The sequence below is a fragment of the Thalassoroseus sp. genome (assembly GCF_984380535.1).
The window spans coordinates 77,373-100,916 of the sequence record NZ_CFHRBF010000010.1; the positions used below are offsets into that span (position 1 = coordinate 77,373).

The 23,544-nt window shown below is 54.8% G+C and carries 13 protein-coding genes; all 13 read right to left on the minus strand.

What is annotated here, in order from left to right; translation table 11 throughout:
• Positions 1-65 precede the first annotated feature (65 nt).
• The 13 genes from AC5DDB_RS15180 to AC5DDB_RS15240 all read right to left on the minus strand — a co-directional run bounded on the left by AC5DDB_RS15180 (position 66) and on the right by AC5DDB_RS15240 (position 23,504).
• Positions 66-3,434: a transglutaminase family protein gene (locus tag AC5DDB_RS15180; RefSeq protein WP_491740582.1), complete on the minus strand. Its 3,369-nt coding sequence runs from the start codon at positions 3,432-3,434 to the stop codon at positions 66-68.
• 68 nt (positions 3,435-3,502) lie between these two features.
• Positions 3,503-4,489, minus strand: a complete 987-nt coding sequence (locus AC5DDB_RS15185; protein ID WP_491740583.1) for an alpha-E domain-containing protein — start codon at positions 4,487-4,489, stop codon at positions 3,503-3,505.
• A gap of 61 nt (positions 4,490-4,550) precedes the next feature.
• Positions 4,551-6,086: a circularly permuted type 2 ATP-grasp protein gene (locus AC5DDB_RS15190; RefSeq protein WP_491740584.1), complete on the minus strand. Its 1,536-nt coding sequence runs from the start codon at positions 6,084-6,086 to the stop codon at positions 4,551-4,553.
• Positions 6,087-6,386: 300 nt separating this feature from the next.
• Positions 6,387-6,836 (minus strand): RbsD/FucU family protein, encoded by a 450-nt coding sequence (locus AC5DDB_RS15195; RefSeq protein ID WP_491740585.1) that lies wholly within the window; start codon positions 6,834-6,836, stop codon positions 6,387-6,389.
• A gap of 9 nt (positions 6,837-6,845) precedes the next feature.
• On the minus strand, positions 6,846-7,664 hold the full coding sequence (locus AC5DDB_RS15200) for a TIM barrel protein (protein WP_491740735.1): 819 nt from the start codon (positions 7,662-7,664) through the stop codon (positions 6,846-6,848).
• Positions 7,665-7,810: 146 nt separating this feature from the next.
• Positions 7,811-9,802, minus strand: a complete 1,992-nt coding sequence (locus tag AC5DDB_RS15205; RefSeq protein WP_491740586.1) for a trypsin-like peptidase domain-containing protein — start codon at positions 9,800-9,802, stop codon at positions 7,811-7,813.
• Entirely contained in the window at positions 9,799-10,821 is a 1,023-nt protein-coding gene (locus AC5DDB_RS15210; RefSeq protein WP_491740587.1) for a S1C family serine protease, read from the minus strand. Before AC5DDB_RS15210 ends, AC5DDB_RS15205 begins: the two co-directional genes overlap by 4 nt.
• Entirely contained in the window at positions 10,818-12,629 is a 1,812-nt protein-coding gene (locus AC5DDB_RS15215) for a S1C family serine protease (RefSeq protein ID WP_491740588.1), read from the minus strand. Before AC5DDB_RS15215 ends, AC5DDB_RS15210 begins: the two co-directional genes overlap by 4 nt.
• Positions 12,630-12,641: 12 nt before the next feature.
• Positions 12,642-13,826: an NPCBM/NEW2 domain-containing protein gene (locus AC5DDB_RS15220; RefSeq protein WP_491740589.1), complete on the minus strand. Its 1,185-nt coding sequence runs from the start codon at positions 13,824-13,826 to the stop codon at positions 12,642-12,644.
• 101 nt (positions 13,827-13,927) lie between these two features.
• On the minus strand, positions 13,928-15,763 hold the full coding sequence (locus tag AC5DDB_RS15225; protein ID WP_491740590.1) for a hypothetical protein: 1,836 nt from the start codon (positions 15,761-15,763) through the stop codon (positions 13,928-13,930).
• A gap of 56 nt (positions 15,764-15,819) precedes the next feature.
• Complete coding sequence (locus AC5DDB_RS15230; RefSeq protein ID WP_491740591.1) at positions 15,820-18,501, minus strand: hypothetical protein; 2,682 nt, start codon at positions 18,499-18,501, stop codon at positions 15,820-15,822.
• A 41-nt stretch (positions 18,502-18,542) separates the two neighbouring features.
• Positions 18,543-21,143 (minus strand): VWA domain-containing protein, encoded by a 2,601-nt coding sequence (locus AC5DDB_RS15235; RefSeq protein ID WP_491740592.1) that lies wholly within the window; start codon positions 21,141-21,143, stop codon positions 18,543-18,545.
• A gap of 18 nt (positions 21,144-21,161) precedes the next feature.
• Positions 21,162-23,504, minus strand: coding sequence for a BatA domain-containing protein (locus tag AC5DDB_RS15240; RefSeq protein WP_491740593.1), 2,343 nt, complete (start codon positions 23,502-23,504; stop codon positions 21,162-21,164).
• Positions 23,505-23,544 lie beyond the last annotated feature (40 nt).

Here is a 23,544-nt window from a genome sequence, read left to right on the forward strand (position 1 = left end):
TCATTTGCTCTGCGATTTTTGCTGGGCATGTCTTCGAGAGCGTTTCACACCAATGAGACCGGAGGTCAGACCGTTCGGCGAAGATCGAGCGTCAGCGGGAAATCCGGTGTACGTTCTACCGGAGGTACAGTGATTATACCCGGTGTGTGTCCGGTGCGGAAGAACCGGGCGCCCCGCCGACTTTCTGCTTCGAGCGCGTTGACGGGGAACGTGGACGGATTCAATCCGCCAGGGTGATCGACATGATAACGACACCCCCCTAACGAGCGTCCCGTGCGAAGATCGACAATGTCAAACCGAAGTGGAGTGTGTACTGGAATCGTGGGATGCAGACAACTCGGCGGTTGCCACGCCCGATAACGCACACCGGCCACGGCCTCTCCCGGTGAGCCGGTTGGATGAAGTGGGACGCGTCGACCGTTGCAAAGTATCGCATGTCGCGATTCCACCAGTCCCGTGACTTTGACCTGCAACCGTTCGACCGAAGAGTCCACATACCGGGCGGTTCCGCCACCCCCGGGTTCCTCGCCCAACACGTACCACGGCTCGATGGCCTGACGCAATTCGAGATGAATGCCCTCGTACTCGACATGCCCTAAGACCGGACAACGGAATTCAAAGTGCGTGACAAACCAATCTGGTCGCATTTCGAATCCCGAGTTTCGCAGTTCCCGAATGACATCGTCGAAATCATCCTTCAAAAAATGTGGCAGCATGAAACGGTCATGAAGTGCGGTGCCCCATCGAACCAACGGTTCATAGGAAGGTTGTTCCCAGAATTTCGCTACTAACGCCCGCACGAGGAGTTGTTGAACCAGACTCATCCGGGCATGCGGCGGCATTTCAAATGCACGGAACTCCAGCAAACCCAGACGTCCGGTGCTGGAATCGGGGGAGTAGAGTTTATCGATACAGAATTCAGCTCGGTGTGTGTTACCCGTCAGGTCGGTCAGCAAATGCCGAAAGACACGGTCAACCAACCACGGCGGACATTCTCCGAACGAGCGATCAGGAATCTGTTGAAACGCCAGTTCCAACTCGTAAATCGAATCGCGACGACCTTCATCGACCCGCGGTGCCTGACTCGTTGGTCCGATGAACATGCCGGAAAACAGATAAGACAATGCCGGGTGATTGTTCCAAAACCCGAGTAGACTTTTCAGCAAATCGGGACGACGTAGGAACGGACTGTCACTCGGCGTTCGTCCGCCTAGCACGAGGTGATTTCCACCGCCCGTACCAGTGTGCCGACCGTCGAGTTGAAATTTTTCGGTACCGAGTCGAGATTGGCGGGCGTCTTCGTAGACGTTCGTCGTAATCTCGACGAGTTCATTCCAGTCGTGCGCTGGCTGGACGTTGACTTCGATGACGCCCGGGTCAGGTGTGACTTTAATGACTTTGATGCGGGGATCTTCTGGCGGTAAATATCCTTCGATGACCAACGGAAGATTCATCGACTCCGCCGTGCCTTCGATAGAAGCCAGAAGTTCCAAGTAATCTTCCAGCCGTTCCGTCGGCGGCATAAATACATGAAGCCGCCCGTCACGCGGTTCGACACACAACGCCGTACGGATTGTGCCCTCTGGCACCGCATTCGGTTGCAGTTTCTGTCGACGTTCGGCTCGCTGCTCCTCGGTCAATGTTCGTTCGCCGTAACGTTGTTGAACACGCGGACCGTCCACGCCGGTTCTCTCTTCCGCGGACGGCGGTCGAGAGTGGAACATATCTTCGTGTCGCGGCAGCGGTTCACGATCTTCAAACGGGTCTTGCTCGAAAAACGTTGGCGGTGCCGTGCTGGGCACAACCGGGAGCGTGTCCAACGGTAACCGCAATCCGACAGGCGAATCTCCCGGAATCAGAAACATGCGATTGGAACGTAGCGGCCACGGACCGCTCACCCAACGGCCAATCGCTTTTGCTTGCCACCATTGCCGACGCAACGGCAACACGAATCCGGTCGGCTTACCGACTTCGTTATTCAGAACACGTGCGAGCCGTCGTCGTTCCTCGGGATCATCGACATTGGATTTCAACGGATCGACATTGACCGGTACGCGTTGCTCTTGACGAATCGTTTCCCAAATGTCTTCATAGGCCGAGATCACCCAACAGGGATCGACGCCTAAGTTTTCTGCCAGAGTCTCAGTGAATGTTTCCGCATCTGCAGATGTCGTCGATTTGGGCGCGGCATCGTCTGCCAGTAACTTTACGTTCTTCCAAAGCGGTTCGCCGTCGGTTCGCCAGAAGCATGACAACGCCCAACGAGGCAGCGATTCCCCAGGGTACCACTTCCCTTGACCGTAGTGCAGCATTCCGCCGGGCGCGAAACGTCTTCGCAGGCGACGAATCAAATCTTCGGCCAATTGACGTTTCATCGGACCGACCGCGGCGATATTCCATTCATCGGCTTCCATGTCGTCGATCGAGACGAATGTGGGTTCGCCACCCATTGTCAGGCGGACATCACCGGCTTTGAGTCGTTCATCGACCGCATCGCCAACCCGCAGAATCTCTGCCCATTCATCGTCCGAGTACGGTTTCGTCACACGGGGATCTTCATGAACCCGTTGCACGTCCATCGAAAAGTGGAACTCGGTTTCGCACGGTTCGACTCCACCTTCAATTGGTGCCGCGGAACTCGGAGCCGGTGTGCAAGCCAGCGGTATGTGCCCTTCCCCAGTGAACAACCCGGAGGTCGGGTCCAACCCCACCCAACCGGCACCCGGAAGAAAAACTTCGGCCCATGCATGTAAATCGGTGAAGTCTGCAGGCGGTCCGGCCGGTCCTTCCAACGGTTTTTCGTCGGCTGTGAGTTGAATCAAATAGCCCGATACAAACCGCGCTGCCAATCCACAATGCCGCAACGCCTGTACCAACAGCCAACTCGTGTCGCGACAGGAACCGGATTTGAGGGTGAGTGTTTCCTCTGGCGTTTGCACGCCAGGTTCCATGCGAATCGTATAGCTAATAAGATCTTTAAGTTGCTGATTCAGGTCGACCAAGAAAGTCGCAGTTCGACGCTTCGACCGATCTACCGTCGTCAAGAACTCTTGCAATCTCGGGCCGGCTTCCTCGGTTCGCAGAAAGGGACGGAGATCCTCGCGAAGATGTTCTTCATACTGAAACGGGAAATTCTCGGCGTAGTCTTCGACGAAAAAATCGAAAGGGTTGATGACGACCATTTCGGCTTTCAGGTCGACCTCGACGGAAAACTCCCGCGTCTTCTTTGGAAACACTAGGCGGGCTTGGTAGTTTCCGAATGGATCCTGTTGCCAATTGATGAAATGATCACTTGGTTCGATCTTGAGCGAGTAATTCAAGATCGGCGTGCGACAATGGGGAGCAGGTCGCAAACGGATCACTTGGGGCGACAATCCAACCAACCGGTCGTACTGATAGACGGTTCGGTGATTGAGCGAAACGTGGATGGGCATGGCCGAAAAAATTCGTACGTTCAGAGGGAACTGGAAACTATGGTGATCAACCGCGAATATCAGCTTCGTTAGGGTTCGACATTGAAGAAGCTCTTCTCCACTGCTTCGCCAATTTGATTGAGTCGCGTTTGGAAGTCATCGATGAATTGATGCATTCCGTTTTCGATCACATCATCGACACTCGTGTAACTGAGTTCGGCCGTAAGTCGCCCGAGAAGTTGCTCCGCGGAATTGCAGTACACTCCTTGCGGCGAACCAGTGATCGAGTGAATCGATTGTTCGGCTCGGATCAGGCAATAGCCCATGGACCGCGGAAACTCTCGGTCCAAAATCAGAAACCGAGCGACCTTCCGAGGGCGAATGCGACCGTACCGCTTGCGGTACATCTGCAACGCACTCGTCGACTCCAGCAATGCCGACCATTGCACCACATCGAGTGGCGTGCCGACGTCACTCGGATCGGGGAGTAAGATGTAATACTTAACGTCCAACATCCGCGAGGTTTTATCGGCTCGTTCGAGCATGCGGCCGATGCTGTAGAAATGCCATCCCTCGTTGCGTGACATCGTGGAACGTCCAACACCGCCAATCAAATGGCTGCGTCGTTTGACTTCATCGAGAAAATCGTACGGTTGCCGAAGCATATGGGGCCGATCCGCTGCTTCTCGAACCATGAGGTAGAATTTGTTGATCTCTTCCCACATCAAGGCCGGCAAATTGTCGCGAACTCCACGGGCGTTTTCCCGTGCCAACGTGAGACACGACAAAATCGAATTTGGATTCCGTCTGTCGATTGTGAGAAACTTCAGGACGTTCTCTTCGGTGAAGTACTCGGTACTCTGTCCGACTTCTTCTTGGCTTTTTCCTTCGAAATACAACTCGGCGAACTTGGCATCGTCACCGGTTGTATAGACGAGCGGAGCCCATTGGGGAGTCAACTCGCCTTGTGATCCCAACGTGAGCGTCTGGTTGACATCGACAAACCGTGCGACGTTCTCGGCACGTTCAATGTAGCGACTCAACCAATAGATGTTTCCGGCAGTACGACACAACATGCGTTAACGCTTCCGATCAAATATCCAACAACCGATGATGTCTCTGTTTCAAACCGACCGTCTAGTTCTGTGATTGGCTCATACCGCCCATCGTTTGCGACTGTGAAGGACTTGGCAGGTCCGGATCCGAATTATCCACGTCATCCGTTTCTTGCCATGCAGATGTTGCAGTCGCTGAACCGATCACCCAGGTGTCTTTACTCCCGCCACCTTGCGAGGAGTTCACGATCATGGAACCTTTTCGCAACGCGACCCGGGTCAATCCGCCTGGAAGCACATACGTGTCTTTGCCGGTGAGAATGAACGGTCGCAAGTCGACATGGCGTGGTTCGAGTTGGTCACCGATGAGTGTCGGCACGGTCGATAACGTCAGCATCGGCTGAGCGATGAAGTTGCGTGGATTCTCTAGGATTGCGTCGGCACAGGTTTCTTGCTCGCTTTTCGATGCTTGCGGCCCCAGCATAATCCCATAACCGCCGGATTCGTTCGTCGGTTTGACGACCAACTCTTCAAGATGGTCCAGCACATATTGCCGCTGCTGCCGATCGGAGCAGAGATATGTCGGCACATTGTTCAGAATGGCGTCTTCACCGAGGTAGTATTTGATGATTTCCGGCACATAAGCGTAGATCGCTTTATCGTCGGCAACTCCGGTTCCCGGTGCGTTTGCCAAGGTCACACGCCCCGCGCGACAGACTTCCATCAGCCCGGGCACACCCAATGCAGAATCGGCTCGGAAACACTTGGGATCGAGAAAATCGTCATCGATCCGTCGATAAATCACGTCCACACGTTTAAGACCGTGGGTAGTTCGCATAAAGACGTAGCCGTCTTCGACCACAAGATCGCGTCCTTCAACCAACTCCACGCCCATCTGCTGGGCAAGAAAGGAATGTTCGAAGTAGGCGGAGTTGTAAATACCGGGAGTCAGCACGACAGCCGTCGGTTCGTCAACGCCGTCGGGTGCCGTATCTTGCAGAGTGGAAAGCAACCGTTCCGGATAATCTTCCACCGGTGCCACAAATGCTCCCCGGAAGACTTCGGGCATCGTCCGTTTCATCAGCTCGCGGTTTTCCAACACATACGAGACGCCAGACGGACAGCGGAGATTGTCCTCAAGCACATAAACCTGCCCATCCTTATCACGGACAAGGTCGGTGCCGGTCACATGGACCCAAACATTTTTCGGGGGCGTGAAACCTTCGCATTCTTTGCGGTAAGTCTTCGCCGTGGCAACGATCTCCTCCGGTAGCACGCCGTCTTTGATAATCTTCTTATCGTTGTAGATATCGCCGACGAATAGATTCAACGCTTGGATACGTTGTTCCAAACCTCTTTCGATCGAACTCCATTCCGTGCCATCCATAATTCGCGGAATGAGATCGACCGGCCAGACTTTCTCCGTGCCCCGGTCGTCGCCATAGACGGCGAATGTAATTCCAAGGTTTAGCAGCAGGGCTTCGGCGCGACGCTGCCTGAGCCTCAGTTCTTCACGGCTCAGACCCTTGAGGTGCTCGACCAAAACAGGCAGACGGGGCGCCCCTTCTGTCGAGAACACTTCGTCAAAGAAACCGTCGCAACAGTATGCATCGAACATAACACACGATACAGAATGGAGAAAGCCGCAAGGACGCGGCTAAGACGATAGAACGTACCGCGAATTTCCATCCTGCGACGGTCGAGAGAATCGTTTCTCGAACGACACGGGACAGAACCCGCTACGATCAAAATCAACTAGTCTAGTAAGTTTGTTGGTCACCACTGACCAACTGCAAATACTGCGCCATCGAAGACGAACGCCAAATCGACAACGCAAATTTGCTTTTGCGTGACTTCTGTGCCAGTTTCTCGCGCTTCATTGCCCGATTCGTTGGCAAGTTTGTCCAATGTAGACACCTCAAGTTGCTTCTCGGCAGCCCATGGTTAGCAAAACATTCGCCCAAAGCGACTGATCTGCTGTTTGAATTGTCAATACGTGATCAGGAGACTCAACGGCTTCGTAGAAACTCCATTTTTCGATGGGTTCGAGTGACAACGACGAGCCGGCATCCTTAAGGACATTCCGGTACTCCGCCCACACCGGCGGTTCACCGGCATGAGCGTAAGGATCGTCCGGCGGGATTCCCATCGTGTTCACGGCATCGAGCGGCACTGCCGAAAGCAACGCTCTCAATGTCTGAGACACCGTGACAACTCCCGGTGATAAATTGAGACTGACCAACGTCGCATTCGGGCCACGCTTGGTAGACGCCGGGTAATTGCCGTCGGCAATCAGAATCTTCGAATGATGTCCCGCTCTCGCGAGGACAGCATTGATCTCCGGATGAATCAGTTCATGTTTTAGCATAACGATCGATTAGTCCCGGAACCATTTTTTGAATTCGGTCATTGTCTGTTCGGCTGCGGAATTCGGGTCTGGCCACGGAAATGCCTCGGCGGACGCATATCCCTGGTAACCGATTTCCTTCAAAGCCGCCGCGATGGGTTCGAAATTCATGTGACCGTTTCCGGTCGGACGACGATTGGAATCGACGAAATGAACGTGCCCAATGTAACTTCCGCCGGCACGCAGAGCATCGGCAATGTTGGCTTCCTCGATGTTCATATGGAACAGGTCCGCCAGCAGTTTCACATTATCGGATTTCAGCGTCTTCAAAAACGCGACGCCATCCGCAACCGTGTTGATCAGATTCGTTTCATAGCGGTTGAGGGGTTCGTAGATTAAGCGTGTGCCATGCTGTTGCGCGTCGGCACCCAGACGATCTAACGCATCACGCAATAGGTCCAACGCTGAATCTTTACTGAGGCGGTTTCCCCATTTGCCTTGCATCGAGCCAATAATCGCGGGAGCACCGAACTCGGAACCGAATTCGATCATCGAACGCACGAATTCAATGGCAATTTCTCGGCGAGCACGATCGGTGTCAATCAGGCTCAAGCCGTCGATCACCATTCCTGCACCGGTTCCGACCGCTGCCAGTTTCAGCTGATGAGTTTCGAGCAAGGTTTTCAATTCGCCGGAGTCTACCGCATTCGGAGAGGGGGCGAATAATTCGATGGCGTCGTAGCCCAGCTTTGCGGCCAACTCGCAAGCGGCTGACAGATCATCCCACAAGACAAACGGCCCACCACGGGCTTCTTCGACAAGGCTGACGGTAACGGCTGACTGAATCATGTTGACCAACGCATTGAGTTTTTGCAAAAGTTGTCCAGAAACGAGCGACATTCCAGACCGGATAAACGCGAAAACGCATTTGCCGCCGGACATAGTGTAGCGACAAATGCGTTGCGTGTCTTGTTGGTCAACTTCGGCCGGGGCGTTTAAATCCGATCCAAGAGATCAGCCCAGACCGCGAGTGTTTCCGCGGTGGTCTTCTCCGGGTAGGTCCCGTTTTCGAGTCCTTCCACTTCATGAAGAGTGGCGGGGAATTTCAGTTTTCGCAGCGCTTCGACAGAAGCGTTGACGCGAGGCTTCAACGGGGCGTTCGCGCCGACGACGAAATGGAACTGTTGGCGAAACTCAGGATCGTTTTCTGGAAGTTTTCCACGCAAGGGCGTGCCGATGCCGCTGAATCCGGCGAAAATATCCCGATCTTTCGTGACCAATTGGAGTGCAAACGGACCACCCTCAGCCATTGTGTGAACGAAGACACGTTGCCGATCGATCGAGTAGTCTTCGATGAACTTCTCGACAAGCTGCTTCACGACCGCTGTTTCCGGAAGCGTCCAACGCGAAATACTTTCCGCCCGCGGTGCCAAAATGATCACGCCTCGTTGCTGACAAATGGTTTTCCATTTGTTGAGGACCGCTGCCTCCATCGTGTCACCGTGCGGGTGAATCCAGACCATCAATCCATAAGTTGCCGCGGGATTGTAGGTTTCGGGCACATACGCCCAATAGGTCATTTCTCCATCGGGAATCGTTCCCGAAAAGTGGCCGACTTCCGGGCGTTCGACCGCATCATCCGCTGGGACTATCGGCACGCTTCGTAATTCGGTCGGAAGTTCGCTGGGAATGGCCGACAATTCGACTTTCTGAGTCTCTTGTTGACCTTCACGAGACCAAGTAACGCTGACTTCCTCACCCGGTTGAACGCGGCTGACAAGATCCAGCAGTGTCGCAGCATTGGGAGTTGGCGTACCTTGGAATTCCACGATTCGATCACGATTCTTGAGGCCCAACTTCGCCGCCGGACTGTCTACAAAGACATGGCGAATACCCACTCCTTCTTCGTCTGTTGGCTCGCGGGTCGGGAGAATTCCTAAGAATCCCGATTCGTAAGGCGTGAGTTCCGCCACAAGATCCACTTCGGCGGAAATCTCCTTCTCGCCACGTTTGACGACGATCGCCAATCGATCTCCCGCGTAATACTTGCCCATCGCGTGTTTGATCTCTGACTGCGTTGTCACCGGAACATCGCCGACTTTCGTCAGGACGTCGCCCGCTTCGATCCCGGCTTTGTCGGCCGGCGAGTTCACGCGAACGCGGTCAATTGTCGGATCGACGCCCAGAAGACCAGAGGCTCCTGGGAAACTGACGCCAAGCAGTCCGCGATGCAGGTCTTCACCTTTCTTCATTCGGTCCAAGACGCGTTGGATATCCGCAAGCGCGATCGCAAAGCCGATGCCGCCGTCATACCACTCGACTCCCGCCGCCTCGTCGGTCCCTTGCGGGGAAAGTGGCACGATGATGCCGAGTGTTCGCCCCTGGATATCAACCAACGGCCCACCGTAGTTTACGGGCGATGTTTTGGCATCCGTTTGGATCGCCTTGCCCCAGATTCGATCGAGTGCACTAACGATTCCGACCGAGACGCTTGGCAATTGCTCGTCGAATGTCCGTCCCATGGCAAGCGCCCATTGACCGACTCGCACTTCCTCTGCAGGTGCGGCGACCGCAGGGGTAAGATCATCAGCTTCTACTTTGAGCAACGTGAGCATCTTGGAATGATCAGTTGCGACAACCGTGGCCGGCAATGGTCGTCCGTCCGGGTGTCGCACGACGATTGACGTCGGCTGATTCACGAAGTTGAACGAACTCGTAATGATATAACCGTCCGCGGATACAACGACACCAGTCGTGGGACCCTCTGCAGCCAGTATTTGACCGACCCGGTCAAGACCGCCCACCGTTTGGATTCGCACGATCGACGGTTCCGCAAGGGCAGCTGCCTCCCGAAACGCCTTCTCTTCCGCTTCTTCCACGTCGTCGGCAAAACTGGCCGAACATCCCAGTACGACCAAAGACGCAAGGATGCAAACACGATTTCCAAGCGATGCCATAATCTGTCTCGCTGCCAGCAGTGGAATCATTGATCTGTTTTCTTCGGTGCAGTGAGTTGGATGGTGATCAACCGATTTTTTCGGCGGACAATCATTTCGAACCGGTCACCGGATTCCAGTGCGCCCAAGGCCCGCTTCAACTCACGAGCCGACTGTACAAGCTCGTTGTTAACGAACAACACCAAGTCATCAGCCTGCAACCCCTGGTCCGCCGCAGCAGTGCCAGGCAGAACATTCTCGATATACGCGGGGGTACGGAACACAACGTCCGGGATCATCACCAACCCAAAATCGAGTGGTCGGTAACGTTCGGGGGCATCTTCATCGGGTTTCTCATCTTCGACATAGGTGCCGGCGATGATTGCCTCGATCGTCTTTGTCAGTTCGGGAATGGGGACGGCATAGTTGACCCACGTATTGCTCAGAGAGTTCCGAACTTCCTTGCCGATCACGCCGACCAATTCTCCGGTCCGTGTCATCACGATCCCGCCAGCCGCTCCCGGATTGTTCGTGATGGCATCCATGATATACACGGGGCCGTCATACGGGATTTGGAAGGCTCCGCGACGGGCCGCAAGATCCGTTTTCGCAGATACCACACCATGCAGGACCGAGACCGGTTCGTCGCCCGCGGCTACGTTGAACATATTGCTGAACGCCAACACCCGCTGCCCGACCGCGACGGACTTGGCGGATGAAATCTCGAAGAACGGCAGCTCGCCAGTGAGATCTTCGATTTTGATCACGGCAATATCGAGTTGAGGCTCGGCCCCCACGAGTTTGGCTTCGTATCGCCGACCATCGTTCAGTACGACAGTCACGCGGTCCGCATCCAAGATGTGGCTCCACGCCGTCGCGATATGACCATCTTTCGATACGAGAAACCCCGTCCCGTAACCGGCCAACCCACGCAAACCGCCCGCGCCGAACAATTTCACGACGCGAGGTAATGTATACTCGATCGTTTCCCGCGTCGACATTGCAGCGACGTCTGCTTCCCGACCGAAGCAGCACAACATGAGTAGGAGTGCAATTCTCAATCGCTTCATTTCTCACTCCCGGTCGTCGCTAGATCGACATTCGAGACCTCGTAGGTCGTCACCACTTCACCCCCATGACGGACTTCGAAACCCGTCGGAAACTGCCTTCCGTCGACATCACGGAGTTCCGGAATTCGCACTTCACACGGAAGCGAATCTTCGGACAGAAACGTGTCGAAGCCCAATAGACGGCCATCCTGTTGATCAAAGTACCAGCGAATGTCTGTCGTGATCCATTTAGAAACCAGCACATCCACGCGAGGGCCGTTACCGTCGAGTGGCTCGGCTCCTAGGTAATAGGTGTCGCTGAACGGTTTTTTTCCGCCGGTGAGCAACAGTCGGTATGCCGCCAACCCTGTCAGCAAGCCACCACTTCCGGGGGGCTGATCGGACGGTGAAGCATCCAACCCTAGTTTCTGCACAAACTTTTCACCACCTTGCTGCAATTCCACCGATTGGTCTTCAACCACCACCTTGAATTCCTGGCCGTCACCGGTCTTACCAGACATTGTCCATGGGCCAGCAAGGCTGGAAAAGTCACCGGTGGCTCTCAGTGACTTCAGCAGCCGTTCTTGTTCTTGCTCGTTGAAGTAATAGTTCGCAAACCCGGTTTTCTTGACCAACATGTGGGCATACTCTGCGGGCGGCTTAGGTTTCTCATGCCCAGGGATCTGAGGCATTTCTGGTTTTTCCGGGTTTTTCGGATCTTCTTTCGGTCCGTCCGGTTTTGGGCCATCTGGTTGTTGCGGCGGTTCGACGGGCTTTTTATCAAAGACCATCTCCGAAGCCCGGTGCAACGCTCGCAACCGAGGATGGATCGTCCGACGCTTTTCGTCTTGTCGGAATGTTAGGGGGAGTTTCCAACCCTTCGGGTAAATCCCCAGAACGTTCTTGAACTGATTCACACTTCGGATCGGACGACCCGCAAAGGAAATCAACTCGTCACCAGACCGGAGACCGAGCTTGTAGGCTTCCGAGTCTTCTAAGATGTCAGCCACCATCACCGAGCCGTCTGTTCGCGTTGTGACCGTGGCTCCTAGTGTCGCGTGGTCGACGATTCGGCCGCTCTTGAGGTGTTCCAAGAAATGCTTGATCTGGTTGATCGAAATTGCGTAACCCGCGCCCGAATTCACCCGCCCGCGTTTTTCGAACGAACCGCGACCGTTGATTCCGATCACTTGACCGTCGTCGCTAAACAACGGACCACCGGAGTTCCCGGGGTTGATCGACGAATCGACTTGGATGCAGTCGGTGTACTCAAGAAAGTTGTTACTTGCTGGTTCCTGATAGCGATGCACTCCACTGACGATCCCGTAGGTAATGGTCGGTCGGAAGTCGGTGGCGAGCAGAAACGGGTTGCCCATTGCGTAAGCCCAATCACCCACCTGAACGGTGTCGCTGTCGCCGAGCGTGGCCGCAGGAAAGTCGTCTCGACCGAGGAGTTTGATGAGAGCAACGTCACCGGTCGGATCAATGCCGACGATCACCGCATCGTATAGTCGGCCGTCGTTCAGGCCACACTTCATGAAATCGCCAGCACCACTGGTGACGTGGAAGTTCGTGAGTGCGTAACCATCGGGGGAAATCAGCACACCCGATCCCCCGCCGCCACCACTCGCACCGAAGATTGCGACAACCGTTTTGGAAACGCGTTCGATGACGTCGATCCGGCGTTGTTGGGCGTCGAGTACCGACTGATCGACTGCGTAGGAATTCAGCGGAAAGCATCCAAGAATGCTGGCCGACATGAGAAAGATAAACGAACCGAGTCGCTTCACAATTGCAATCCTCCCCTGCTCCATTTCCGTCGCAGGCATGGCGAGTGGTTGTTACTTGATGACACGAGCCTCTGCCAAATCGAGCCAGTCACCCATGTCATAGTTGCCGGCTTTATCGTTGAAGCCAACGAAAATCTCGAAATTCACTACGTTGGTGACATCGAGTTCGACAGCAACCGGTTCGTCGAGACCAGTGACAATCTGGTTTAACAACTCTTTTCCGTCTCCACTGATGATCACCTCGACATTTCCGATCCCCCGCCGCGCGACTTCCTCGTCGATTCCCATCACCGCTTTGAATTGGGTATAGTCACCGCCAAGACGATAGGTCAGTCGGGTTTCTGAATGAATCCATAACCCGCGTTCATAAACTTTGCCACCGAGCTTCAGCGGGTTGCCGTCGAAGTTCCGATTGCGACGAATTTCGAACATTCGATCGAAGTAAGGCGTGTACTCGACTTTTCGGGGCTCCATATCTGCGAGGTAACGAATCTTTCCGAGACTAAAATCGAGTGTTTTGACGGACTCCCACGGAATCGAAAAATCCGATCCGCCGAGCAGTTTGCCCGTCAGTTGGCCGTCCTGCGAAACCAGTGATTGCACCTGGAACCTGGCGTCACCCGTCAGAATGACATCGCAAAAGGCAGCGGTTTCCGGCACCTCGCGATTGGCGTAGACGATTCCGAACACGCGTTCCCGAGGCAACGGCACCGAACGACTACCCAGCAGGAATTTCACTTGAGCATCGGTCACTTCGCTGACGACACCTTGGACGAAGTCGAGTTTGTCGCCTTTGCGGATGATCAGCAGATCACGATCCGGTCCCCGGCTTTGCAACTCCTGCCAAGCCGCACCGACTTTCGAATCCAACGCTCCGAAACGCACGGTACTGACTGACGGCAAATTGAGCTCTAATTTCCCAAGTTCGGAAGATTCGACGGTGGCCTGTTTTCCCGAGGTTTCATAGTTCGAGGCGGAAAAGGAGCTGCCGTCGGTCAAGCGAATCGCAAGTTCCTCTGGCATGGAGATGGAGTCGGGCACCTCGGTTTTCGGGCGGACCGTCATTACGCCTTTCAACGGGATGACTTTTTCCTGGCCGGCTACATCGAGCACGATGTTCGTCGCATCGAGCGATTGCATTTCGCCTTCGAAAGACTCGCCACTCAGAAGGGTGATTTCAACGGGCGAAGCCGCCAAGCCAAGCGATAATACGGCCGCGTAAATGAGTGAAGTCATGTTGCTCGTTCCTGGTCAGGAAGTCCGTTTCCAAATTCACGCACGACATTCTATCGAGCGACGTGTCGATCTGACCAGACCGACACGAGTCATCAGCGGGTTTACTTGTTGCGGCCGGTCGCGAGATTGTAGGTCGCTTCCTGAATCCGGCGTTGTCGTCGGGATAGTTGTTGAAGTTGGTCGACGATATCGGGATCATCCGCCAACTCGCCGTCCGGAGCCGCGACCATACGACTGAGCCGACGTGTCATCCGGTTGATCCGAAGTTGCAGCGAACGCAGCATCTTCAATTCCGCCAACTGATCGACCAATGGCGGATCAGATGGTTGTCCTTGCTGCTTTTGTTGCTGTTTCTTCTGTTCTTTGAGTTTTTCCATCTCTTTCTTGAGCGCTTCAAGCACCTCGCCGAGTGCCTCGATGATGTCTTTCTCGATGGCTTGGGTGAGTTCGCCAACCTTGGACTCGTTGAGTCGGCGAGTCACGTTCAACATGTCCTCGCGGAGTTGTTCGACGGCTTCAGGAAAGGCGACCGATGAGCCTTCCTGTTTGAGCAATTCCAACGCTTTCGCCGCTTCGAGTGCGATATCGTTTTCGTCGCTGCCTAGACGGGTTGCTTCCGCCCCATGACGATTTTCGTCCCATTCGGTGACGGAGCCCAACCCCACGGTGCCCTGGTAGACCAACTTTTGCATCGCGAGCATCCGTAAGAAACGGGCTTCCAATGCCGCCAAAAGCATCTCGCGTTCTTCTTCTCGCAGTTGGCGAAGAATTTCCTCGAGCTTCTCTTTGGCTTCGATCAGCTTTTTGAGGGCTTCGTCTTGCTCCTTCGATGCACCGTCCCGATTCTTCTTTTTGAGTTCTTCGATCGCACGTTCCATCGCGTCCCGTGCTTGCTCGATTTCTTCACGACCGGGAGTTCGGTTGTCTTGCGGTTGGTCTTCGCCCGGTTGGGACTCATTGTCGGAGTTTTCACCTGGCTTCTGTTCCCCAGGTTTTTGTTCGCCGGGTTTGCCTTGTTGACCGGGTTTCGGTTTACCCTGCCCTGGCTTGCCCTCGCCTGGTTTTCCCTCACCGGGTTTCTGTTCCCCTGGCTTCTGCTCACCCGGTTTCTGTTCGCCGGGTTTTTGTTCTCCGGGTTTTTGTTCCCCCGGTTTACCTTCGCCTGGTTTTTGCTCACCGGGTTTCTGGTCTCCCGGTTTTTGTTCGCCAGGCTTTTTGTCTGGATCATTTTCACCAGGCTTTTTGTCGCCGGGTTTCCCTTCACCTGGTTTCCCCTCGCCCGGTTTGTTCTCGCCTTGATTGCCGTTCTGTTCGGCATTCTTCTCGGCGTCTTGTTGATCGATTTTGTCGATCAACTCTTGCGTTTGTTTCGCGATCTTGCCTTGGGCCTCGGCCAACCGTTCCGCGTCTTCGCCACGTTCAGTTTGGCTGCGAATGTGAAATTCTTTGTCCGCGATGACCTTCAAATCTTTGAGCAAATCCTTGATGCGTTCTTGCTCAGCTTTGATTTCTTCGCTGCGATTTTCGCTGGTGAGCAGCTTTAACAACGCCTGCATTTCACTCAGCACGGAATCCTGTCGTTCGATGGCTGGGCCGAACTGCTCGCCTTCGAGCAGATCGACAATCGAACCCATTTGGTCCGAGATGCGTTGTTCACGACTCATCTTGATCGCGCGAATCAGCAGTTCCGCCCGATCGGGATCGGTGCGACGCAGGTATTCCGACATCTTGACGAGTGTCTTGTCGAACTGGCGATAACGAGCGGCAACGGAGCGTTGTTCTTCCAGGGCTGACGCATCTGCTGCGGCTTTCTCCGCCGCCGCGTCGGCAGCGTTGTCGTCTTGCGACCAGGCCGACGTCCACAAACCACAGACCAACACGACGGTGGCAAACAGGCCGGCTTGCCACATGCGGGTTCGCTGTTGGGATAATGTCATGGTTGTACTCCGAAGGTCGCGGTGACGTTTCCTAATTAACCAATGTGACGAATCGGCTAGTCCAACAGTTCCAAGACTTTGTTCAATTCGTCCACCTGTTGTTCCTCGGCGAGTTCCTTCGCCTTCTTGGTGGCTTCAATCATTTGTTGAAGGTTGCCGACCAGTTCTTGATAGCTGGCGAGTTCTCGCATTTCCTTCAGTACCGCCCGCAAATCTCGCAACAACACCTGGGTTTCACTGATGCTGTCAGCGATCGCGGTTCGCGAATCGGCCTGCTCTTGCTGAATGTCTTTGAACTTGAGAAGAGCTTGATCGACCGCAGGAAATCGGCGTTCGCTGATTCGGTCCAGCGGTTCGATGATCAACTCGCGCAACGACTGCACCATCTTGGGATTGGCAATCCCGTTGTTACCAAGTTCTTCGAGGATCTCCTCGAAGTCTTGCTGAATGCTACGGGTATCGCTGGCGTCTTTACTGATCTTCTGCAGTGATCGCGTTGCGATTGATGTCAGCTCCAACCGTTTCTCTCGCACCGATTCACTGTCGGCTGCGGAATCGGATGCGATCTCGTTGGCGAGGCCGGCCGCGGTTTGGAGTTCCGCCAACACGCCAGTGGCCGGTTTGTTGGCATCGGTGCCGCCCACCTCATCGATGACTTGCTCGAATCGCGCGAGCAGCCCGAGTTCTTTTTGGTAGAGAATCGTGAGCAGTTCTTCTTGGCTTACCACACGGAACACATATTCGGGTTTTGGTTGACCACGAGTTCCGTGCGGGCCGTTGATATCGTCGCCGTCTTCCGCGTAAATCGAAAGGTGCAACACATCGCCGATTCGCAACGGACGCGGACCAGTGTCATCGTTGATTAAGACTTTGGATACATCGAATCGGATGGCCGGTTGATCTTCCGTTTGGAACGTGAACGTTGATTCCATACCGCCGGGTGGGTTTTCGAATTCGCGAACTTGCCAGCCGGGACCGGTGAGAAATTGTCCTTCGGCCGTCGCGACGCGGTACTCGAAGCGAGCCGCGGAGACACCATAGTCGTCTCGGATTTCCCCGGTGACCGGAATGCTGGCCTTCGCCGTGATGAACTCCCCGATTCCCCGATACTTAGCTTCGATTTCTGGCGGCTGATCGGCGATGCCATTGATCGTCAACCGCGACGGATCCAAGCTGACGATTCCATCGGTGTCTTCCAGATACACCCGCAATAGTGTGTTCGCCGATAACGGAACCGCCGCAAGCGATTCGGATGCCCAATTCGCCGTCGCCCTGGCCCAGGACGCGGATGACATCGCTCCCGCCAAACCACCGGAGAGAATTGGAGCGGACAGCGGAGGCGATAAAAGTTGATCCGCATTGGCATTTAGCGCCAATGGCAAGTGAAGTTTATCCGAACCGGCTAACAGCACTTTCTGAGCGAACCCTTTCGCGAACGGCAGCTCCACGTAGGGAAGACCATCTTGCGAAATCAAGGACAGTTTCGCTGATCCTGGTTTGATCACTTCGCCTTTTGCGTCTGTTTCATCGGCACGCACAGTCAGGAAGAATTGATCGGTCTCGATTCGCAGTCCGAGGAGCGGTTTGTTCGCGGTCGCGTGCATGACGAGTTGGGTTTCCATCGGCAACGACACCGAAGTGCCCCGCACGAGTTCTTGCAACTCGCGTTGCTTGCGTTCGTCTTCGTCTTTCGGCGGACCGGTGTAGTTCAATCGCGTGTAATCGGGAAATCGGCGTTCCAACCGGACTTCATCAATGGTGGGAGGATCGACAACCAATACTCGGTACCGGAGACGACTGCGATAGTCTCCGCCGAACACGGTGAATGACATGCCGTCGAGCAAATTGCTGACCGTTTGACGAAACTCCCGATCGGAACCACGTACCGGGTTCATCAAGATTTCCGCACCGCCGCGTCCGCCGTCGAGTTCGTAATCCCAGAAGACCTCCTCCGGGACTAACCATTTTTTGCCCGTGGTTTTATCTTCTTCGGGGACGATCACGGAGAGAGTAAAATCTGCTCCGCGAGGGTGTTTGTAAACGCGTTCCTCCCCGAACTCACGGACGTCGTTGATCGCAGCGCTGAACACACGCGGAACTAGCAGTGTGTCGCGATCCCAGTACTCTTCATCCAACCCCACGAACGCCCGGTACCAGTATCCGACCGCTTCAGAATTGAGCACACCGAACGTGATGACCGAGGCCAACACGAGTATGGCCAATGTGGCTGCTAACCCCAAGGGGCGTCCTTGGAAGACGTCTTGTAATGGGAGCCGTTCGGTTTCGCGGCGGGCTTCGTCAACGGTTCGCTGACGCAATGCGAGCGTGAGTTCCGTCTCGTAGTTCTCCGGCCGGTCGGGAGTTTCGACCGCTGTGATGAGACGGTCATCCAGGTTCGGGAAACGACGTTCCAAGACGAGCGCTAATGCTTTCGTGCGAAGTTGGCGGAAGAGTCGCCAGGCGAGCAGCGCCAGCAACACCGCAACGATCGACAACACCGCGGCCATGTCCAACGCGATCCGGAACCACCGAGGAAGTTCCAACCGGCTCAGCTTGAAATACCCCCAGTTCAAGCCAAGGGTGATCCAAAAAACGACCCCAATGACCACAAGGACCCAAGCTACGCCTTCCAAAAACACGTACAGGCGAATCCGTTTCCGCAGCCGTCCGAGAACTGACTGAATCTCGGACGGAACAGAAGAAGTCGACGACTTGTAATTTGATTCTGGTGAAGACATGGTTCGGCGATTGGTTCAATCTGGTAGACGTGATGAATTCGTTATGCCAACCGGAGCAACTTTCGAGTGAGCCATTCGACGGACAACAGCCCGACGAGCAAGTAAAGAACCCACTTCCGATCCCACAATGTTTCAATACGTTGATGTCTCGGGACAGTACGAGATTGATCGGGCAACAGCGACGGCAATTGCTCGACCGCATCGGAAATCGCCATGTACTGACCGCCTGTTTGCCGAGCGACTTCCGTCAGCAGCCGGACGTTCTGTTCAGGATTGATGTCCTCCAGACCCGGGAACACCACCTCGACTGTTTCCTCGCGAACTTTATCTTCCGTTCCGGGAACCGGCAGTTTCAGCGTGTACCGACCAGGCATGATCGCACGGAAATCTCCGACGAATTCGCCGGGTTGTGCGTCGCTCGCAAATAGTACCGGTTCCGGAAAGACTTCTTCTCCATTCGGGGCAATGAGCCGTAACGTGACAGACTCCGCCGTCGAAGGGACTAAGTCGCCACTACGATTATCGAGAAGAATGGCACGCACGACTACGGTCTCACCAAGCATGACTTCCCGCTTCTCGGGCAACAGTGTGACGGGGGAACTTCCGCGACTCCGGCGACCTTGGCCGACTTCGCGAATCATTTTTGTCCACAGTCGCTCGTGATAATCGACCGACATCTCCCTGAGACGCCAGGTTTCACCACTGCCGAGATACATCGTGCGACCGGTGCCGTAGATTTGCGAAGCCAGCAAGATCGGACGACCGTTTTCGTCCATCATCCGAGAGTCGCCGAAGTGGGCATACACCGTTGCACCCGCCTTCGCACCGGCGGTGGGATAACACCGGTAGAAACCCGGGAAATCGGTGCTCCAAAGTTCGATGGATTCTTGCGGCGTATCCGCGACTTGTAGGAAGCCGGCCGATTCGCCGGCTGGCTCGAGTAGCATCGGCCACGATTGCGTCGAGGAGTTGCTCAGTTCCAAATCGAAAAACAGACTCGGACTCAGGAATACCGGGTAAAGTGCCTGAACCGGTTCCAAGTTTTCACCGGCGGTCGCCAAATCCGGCGTGAAGACATCACCGGCGACGAAAATTGCTCCCCCCGAAAACTCGCTGACCCACCGAGCGATCAATTCGACAGCGTCTGGCCGAGTCGCTGCAAGTTCCTTCCAATCGGGATCGAAGAACACAATGACATCGTAGCCAGTCTCGTCGTCTTCACGAGATGGATCACCGTTGAGTTCCTGCATTGTGGCAGGGAAATCGGTTAGTAATTCGTCAACGTCTTGACTGACACTTTCGATCGTGCCGGGATCGATGGACTGCAAATACGCATCGACTTTGATGCCCTTGTGCCGCATCAACATTCCCGAGAGAAACCGATAGTCCCGCATGGGTCCGCCAGCCACGAGCAAAACGCGAGTCCGTTTTTCACTAACGGTAACGGTTGCGTCCTTTTCGTTGTCGTCGTCCTTAAGTTCCGCGACAGTCTGCGTTGGTCGAGCTTCAACAAGATACCGCACGGATTGTGGTTCATCCCACTGTTGATCAAAGATGACTTTCGTCGGGACGCCGTCTTCGCCGAGCGTGATCGTTTGCCGATCTCGTTCTTCCGGTGGAAGTTCCTGATCGCCGACCATTCGCTGAGCTTTCAGCACCACTTCGACGTTTTCCCCCTCGAAGTTTTGGCCTTGAACGTAGGCCGCGATCTCGAAGGAATCTTTGGTATGCACCAACGTTGGAGTCTCCAGACTCGAAACCGTCACGTTGCGTTGAGGATCAGTACTACCGACTCCAATAGTAAAGATTTTGACGCCATCCGGTCCGCGAGCCGCATCGATGGCACTCGTGTAACCAAGGCCTGCATTCGAGGCTCCGTCCGAGATCACAACGATCCCGGATGCAGTCTTGTTACGAAACTCGCGGAGAACTTCGACGAGTGATTCTCCGAGTCGGGTGTCTTGATCCGTTTCGGTGGGGGTGACAACATTCTTCCAGAAATCAACCCGGGCAGCTTGGACGTCCGTTGGATCGGTTTGCCCCTCCCGATAAATCTCCGGTCGGTCAGGTTGTGCTCCCTCATTGTCGCTCGCGGCATCGGTGTTCTTGTCATCCGGGCTGGCTTGAACGGCAAGTTTTTTCGGGCCTTCCTGCAACTGTCGACTAAACACGTAGAATTGCACTTGGTGCGTTTTTGAGAGTCGATCCAACAACGGTGTGTTGGCGAGGAGATCGACCACGGCTTCAGTTCGCGTTTGTCGCTGCCGAGCCGGTGAGGACGAATCGTCCAAGTTGTCGGCTGGGAATCGCATCGAGAGCGATCGGTCTAGCAGGATCGCCACTTGCGAAGGCTTGTGAGCGAATGTTTGCCGACTGTTGTGCGGATTCAAATAAATGATCGCGATGCCCACCAAGACAGCGAGCCGCAACAGAAGTAGCCACACGGTCCATACAGGTGAGAGACGTTTGGTGTCTCGAAGATACATCCAAACGACGTACGCGATCAGCAAACCAGCAACGCAGACTAAGAGCAGCCCGTGTTCGAACGTCTTGGGCAAATCGTATTGCAGTTTCTCCGTCGTCACGGAGACGCGTTCGTCCGTGGCGGCTGCGAATGCTGAAGCGATCCAATAGTGACTCATACCAATTCCATCGGGAGATCAGCGTTTGCTGCCGGTCTCCGGGTGATAACTTAAACGATACGCCAGCGACTGTTCGATGATGAGAAGTCCGATGAGCAAATACAGAAGATAGTTCCGCATTTCACGACCGGGATCGACGCCTTGACTGATGTAGTCGGTTTCGCCGTACTCGCGAACGAATACGTTGTCGGTTTCCCCGATCGTCTGTTGAAGCTCTTCTGTTGTTGCAACGGACGTATAACCTTCCCTGCGTGAAACATTATAGGCGAAAGCACCGTCTTTCGGCAGGTTGGGCAAACGTGGACGAGCCCGATAACCGTAGATACCTGGCAAATCGGTGCCCAGGTATTCCGCCACGAATCGGTCGGAGTTTGGATCCGCCTCTGCGGTCGCTTCCGCCGGATCTTTCTCACTCGGAGTCGGTGAGACGCGTTTCATGTCGTACTCGACAGCTCGACCTTCACCGCTGCCTGGCAAGAGGAAATCGATTTTCTGATCGTAATCGAGCGCTGGGAAATCAAGACGAATGGGCACGCCGATTTCCCGCTGTCGAAGAACTTCATCCGGTTTGGCCACGTATTTCTGGATTTGTTGAATCAGCGGTAAGAAGGCCAACCGCTCGGCGAGATTCGTCCATGGAGGACCGGCAGACGTCAACAACGTCACCACCCGACCCCGGCCAAACTGGTGTTCGAACAAGATCGGCTCACCGTTCTTGAGTCGCCCGATTGTCGTGACGCCATCCAAACGGACATCGTCATCCCGCTCCCAGTTTTCAGCGACAGGGATGTACTCGTCGATTCGCACATCCGTGAGCATCTGGCTCTCACTATCGGCGATGTTCTCGCTGATGGGATGAGGCTCGAGTAGCAAGTCGGGCGATGTCGAAGTTGGATCGTTATGCGCAAGTCCGGCACTCGAATCCGCTAATGGCACCGGGAATAGCGATTCAGCGTCTCGAACATAGTTTCCCTCGTTGTCGAGCGTCCACTTCCCGACGATCGTGTTGAAACCGGTGGAGTTGACGTTCAATCCCTTGGCCCATACCAAGCCGCCGCCGTCGCGAACATAGGCTTCGAGTTGTTCGACGGTATCTGCTGGCAAAGCGATCGGCTTGACGTCGCTGGAGCGTTCCATGTCGTGATCCAAAATGTAAATGGACCGGAACGAGGACAGCGGATTCGTGCGTAAAAAGTCGGGTGTTTCCACACGCGGGGAAATCCCAGTCAAGGCTGGGTCGGGAGCCAATGCAAACCGCAGAATATCTTCTGCTTCGCCATCGATGTGATTGCTGATGATCAAGACGTTGTTCTGCAGCGGTACGTTGATGGTCAGGTAGCGATCGTTATCGACCGACAGCGAGTCGCTATCGACATCCGCACGGATTCGGTGCAAACCACCTTCTTGGAACGTGATGTCTTTGACTTGCGTGACGGTTTCGCCTGCTTCGATTTTGTCAAACGCGACTGCCAGCGGAAGTTTTTCACCATCGACGTTCAGAGACAACCGAACGTCTTCCACGACCTGATTACCATAGTTTTGCACGCCGATCGTAAACCGTACCGGAACTCCCACCGCGGCAGCTTGCACATCCGCATCGAGTTGCACGATCCCCAAGTTCGCGGCCGACTCACCCGTTGCACGAATCAGGTTTACCGTCACGCCTTCATCACTGAGGCTCTGCACGGCCTTCCCAAGTGACGGGTCCCCTTCCCAATCGTTCGAACGGAAGTCGGACAAGACATGCAGATGCTTGATAATCGCTCGATCGCTTTTCAATTTCTGGCCGGAGACTTCGATGCCCTCCTCAATGTCGAGCCGACGAAAACTGCATTCGAGTGAGTCTAATTTGTCTTCCAAATCACTGAGCAAATTCCCGTCGACGTCTTGCTGAGCGATGTAGAGTGCGTCGAGTTCGGATAGCAGAATCATCGAGAATTGCTGCGTCCCTGGTCGGCGGGATCCTTCTTCGACCAATTGCCGAATCACTTTCTTGGCTTCTTCGAACGCGGTGGTGTTCCCGACTCGAGTTCTCATTGAAGCACTGTCGTCGAGCAATACCAAATGATGGGCCTTACCATCGCCGCTGAAGACCGACATCCGGGCGTCCAGAACCAATCGCCCCAGCAATGCTGCCAATGCCATGACGATCAAAATGCGAAGCAGAAGCAGCAGAAGTTGCTCCATGAGCAGTCGGCGTCGATTCCGTTGTTGGGCTTCCAGAAGGAATTCCATGGCCGCAAATTTGACGCGACGGTACCGGACCCGATTGATCAGATGGATGATAATCGGCGAAAGCACCAACAGACCGCCAATGGCGGCGATCGTCGGATTCAGAAAAAATTGAGCGAGAGACGTCATCGTGATGTCTGTTTCATAAGGGCGAGGGGCAAGAGTCGAG